General features: G+C 58.3%; 6 protein-coding genes. 5 read left to right on the top strand and 1 reads right to left on the bottom strand.

Going from position 1 to position 2,167, the window contains the following annotated elements; translation table 11 throughout:
* Positions 1 to 113 (top strand): cation transporter dimerization domain-containing protein (locus tag ACI94_RS09325; protein ID WP_286681354.1); only part of this gene is annotated, 113 nt, incomplete at its 5' end.
* Here the strand turns inward: ACI94_RS09325 and ACI94_RS09320 are convergent.
* Positions 110 to 700 (bottom strand): flavodoxin family protein, encoded by a 591-nt coding sequence (locus ACI94_RS09320; protein ID WP_066958113.1) that lies wholly within the window; start codon positions 698 to 700, stop codon positions 110 to 112. The genes ACI94_RS09325 and ACI94_RS09320 overlap by 4 nt on opposite strands.
* A gap of 129 nt (positions 701 to 829) precedes the next feature.
* Here ACI94_RS09320 and ACI94_RS09315 point away from each other — a divergent pair, with 129 nt between their 5' ends.
* From ACI94_RS09315 to ACI94_RS09300, 4 genes are all read left to right on the top strand, one after another.
* The gene (locus ACI94_RS09315) at positions 830 to 1,063 is read left to right on the top strand and encodes a hypothetical protein (protein ID WP_083524838.1); all 234 of its coding nucleotides are present in this window, start codon (positions 830 to 832) and stop codon (positions 1,061 to 1,063) included.
* Positions 1,064 to 1,079: 16 nt separating this feature from the next.
* Entirely contained in the window at positions 1,080 to 1,205 is a 126-nt protein-coding gene (locus tag ACI94_RS09310; RefSeq protein ID WP_066958109.1) for a desulfoferrodoxin FeS4 iron-binding domain-containing protein, read from the top strand.
* A gap of 5 nt (positions 1,206 to 1,210) precedes the next feature.
* A complete protein-coding gene (locus ACI94_RS09305; RefSeq protein ID WP_286681353.1) occupies positions 1,211 to 1,567 on the top strand; it encodes a carboxymuconolactone decarboxylase family protein in 357 nt (118 codons plus the stop codon).
* Between the two features lie 4 nt (positions 1,568 to 1,571).
* Positions 1,572 to 2,167, top strand: a 596-nt coding sequence (locus ACI94_RS09300; RefSeq protein WP_286681352.1) for a peroxiredoxin, incomplete at its 3' end; no start/stop codon positions are given.

The following is a 2,167-nucleotide window of genomic DNA, read 5'->3' as shown; positions in this document are numbered from 1 at the left end:
CGGCCCTCCCGGTTGCCCGGGCCCACGAGATCTCCGAAGAGGTCGAGCGGCGGCTCAAAGAGGCGGTGCCGGGGCTTGCCGAGGTGGTGGTCCACATCGAGCCCGACGATTAACCCACCAGCCGCCCGAGTTCGGAGCCCTTCCGGTACGCCGCCTCCATCACCTCCGGCCGCGTCGCGATATCCTGAATGGTGTCCATGTCGTTCTGGAGCACCTCGTCCCAGAGGGGACAATCGATGATCTCACCGAACGCCTGAATGGTCATCCTGGCTCCGTCAAAGACATTCGGGAGGTTCATCCCCGCGATCGATATAAAGAGCATCTTGCGCTTCTTTCGGTGCTCGGGAGAGATGAATGATTCTTTCCGGTGGTATTTGGCCATATAAAAGACCTGAAACCGATCCATGAACGACTTGAGCCTTCCGGGGATGCCCATCGTCATGATGGGGGTTGCGATGATCAGGCCGTCCATCTCGCGAAACTTTTGAAAGATCTCCGTCATCTCATCCTGGATCAGGCAGGTATCACCCACCTTGCACTGAAAGAACTCCATGCAGGGGAGGATGTCCATGTGAGCGACATCGATCTTCTCGACCTCGCATCCGGCCTCCTTTGCCCCCCGTATGGCCTCGTCGAGGAGGCGGGCTGTATTTCCGTCGAGAATGGGGCTCCCAAGTAGCGCGAGGACCTTCTTTGGCATGAGTGAGAAGTTATGCACAAACCTATTAATATCATGTGGCGCAATCCGGCTGTCGGAGTCCGAACCGATCCCGGCGAGAAGGATACTGCTAAATACCTTGAAACAGTAGTACCGTTTCGGTGAATGCCTGTGGCCGAACCAGAAACCAGAAAAACAGCAAAAGCCGGTGAGCGGCCGGGTCCTGGCCGTTACATCTGCGTCGACTGCGGCCGGGAACTCCGGATCGACAAAACCGACGAGGACCTTGTCAAGTGCCCGACCTGTGCCTGCGAGATGTACAACTGCTTCCCAATGACGCATATCAGGCCGGACATAAAGACACCGGAAGATGTCATGAATCCTCCCAAAAGGTCTAACGAATGATCCCGAGGTGAGCGTGATGGTGAACGTATCAGCAAAAGGTGAGGTTTACCGCTGCGAGATCTGTGGAAACGTCGTCCAGGTCCTTGAGGCCGGCGGCGGAGAACTGATCTGCTGCGGGGAGCCGATGGTGCTCGAGGAGTGAGAGAGATGGGAGAGGACTTAAAGAGGCTTGAAGAGAAGATCGGCAAAGTGCCCGAGATCTTTAAGGAACTCAAGGAGACGGATCCCGATCTCTATGGGAAGGTCATGGGGCTCGACCAGGTGGTCTGGGCCGACGGCGCCCTCTCAAGACAGACAAAGAAGATCATCGCGATTGCAATCGCGGCGGCCCTCCGGGACTGGCACGCCGTGCGTGCTCAGATGGCCGGCGCGAAGAGTCTCGGCGTCTCGAAGGAGGAGATCGAGGAGGGGCTTCGGGTCGCGTTCCTGCTCGCCGGGATGCCGGCATACATCCACGGTAAGACCGCCCTCGAAGAGTACATGGGCAACCGCCCGAAGAAGTGATACCATGGAACCTGAAGAAGTTATCCAGATGCCGGTCATCGGCGAGAAAGCACCGGAGTTCGACGCACTAACCACCCATGGGCGCCTGAAACTCTCGGATCTTCGGGGGAAGTGGGTCATCCTTTTCTCTCACCCCGCTGACTTCACGCCGGTCTGCACCACGGAGTTCATGGCGTTTGCCGCGATCGCCGAGGAACTCGCAAGCATGAACGTCCAGCTCGTGGGCCTCTCGATCGACAGCGTCCACTCGCACCTGGCCTGGATCCGAAATATCAAGGAGAAGATGGGCGTCGAGATCCCGTTCCCCGTCATCGCCGATCTCGACATGCAGGTCGCCCGGCGCTACGGGATGATCCATCCGGGTCAGAGCAACACCTCGACCATCAGGACGGTCTTCTTCATCGATGACAAGGGGATCATGCGTGCCATGCTCTACTACCCGATGTCCAACGGACGGTCCATGCCGGAGATCTTAAGGCTCACAAAGGCACTCCAGACCTCGGACAAGTATGGTGTCGCGACGCCGGCGAACTGGCAGCCCGGAGAGAAGGTCATCGTCCCGGCGCCGAAGACCCCCGAAGAGATCGAGAAGCGGATGAA

Source organism: Methanoculleus sp. DTU007, from assembly GCF_001512385.1.
Classification (GTDB): Archaea; Halobacteriota; Methanomicrobia; order Methanomicrobiales; family Methanoculleaceae; genus Methanoculleus; species Methanoculleus thermophilus.
Note: the sequence above shows the minus strand (reverse complement) of the source record. Positions and strands in the feature narration are given on the sequence as shown.

Coding starts and splice junctions, on each gene's coding strand:
- ACI94_RS09320 (WP_066958113.1), bottom strand. CDS start 700: ATGCCAAAGAAGGTCCTCGCGCTACTTGGGAGCCCCATTCTCGACGGA.
- ACI94_RS09310 (WP_066958109.1), top strand. CDS start 1,080: ATGGTGAACGTATCAGCAAAAGGTGAGGTTTACCGCTGCGAGATCTGT.
- ACI94_RS09305 (WP_286681353.1), top strand. CDS start 1,211: ATGGGAGAGGACTTAAAGAGGCTTGAAGAGAAGATCGGCAAAGTGCCC.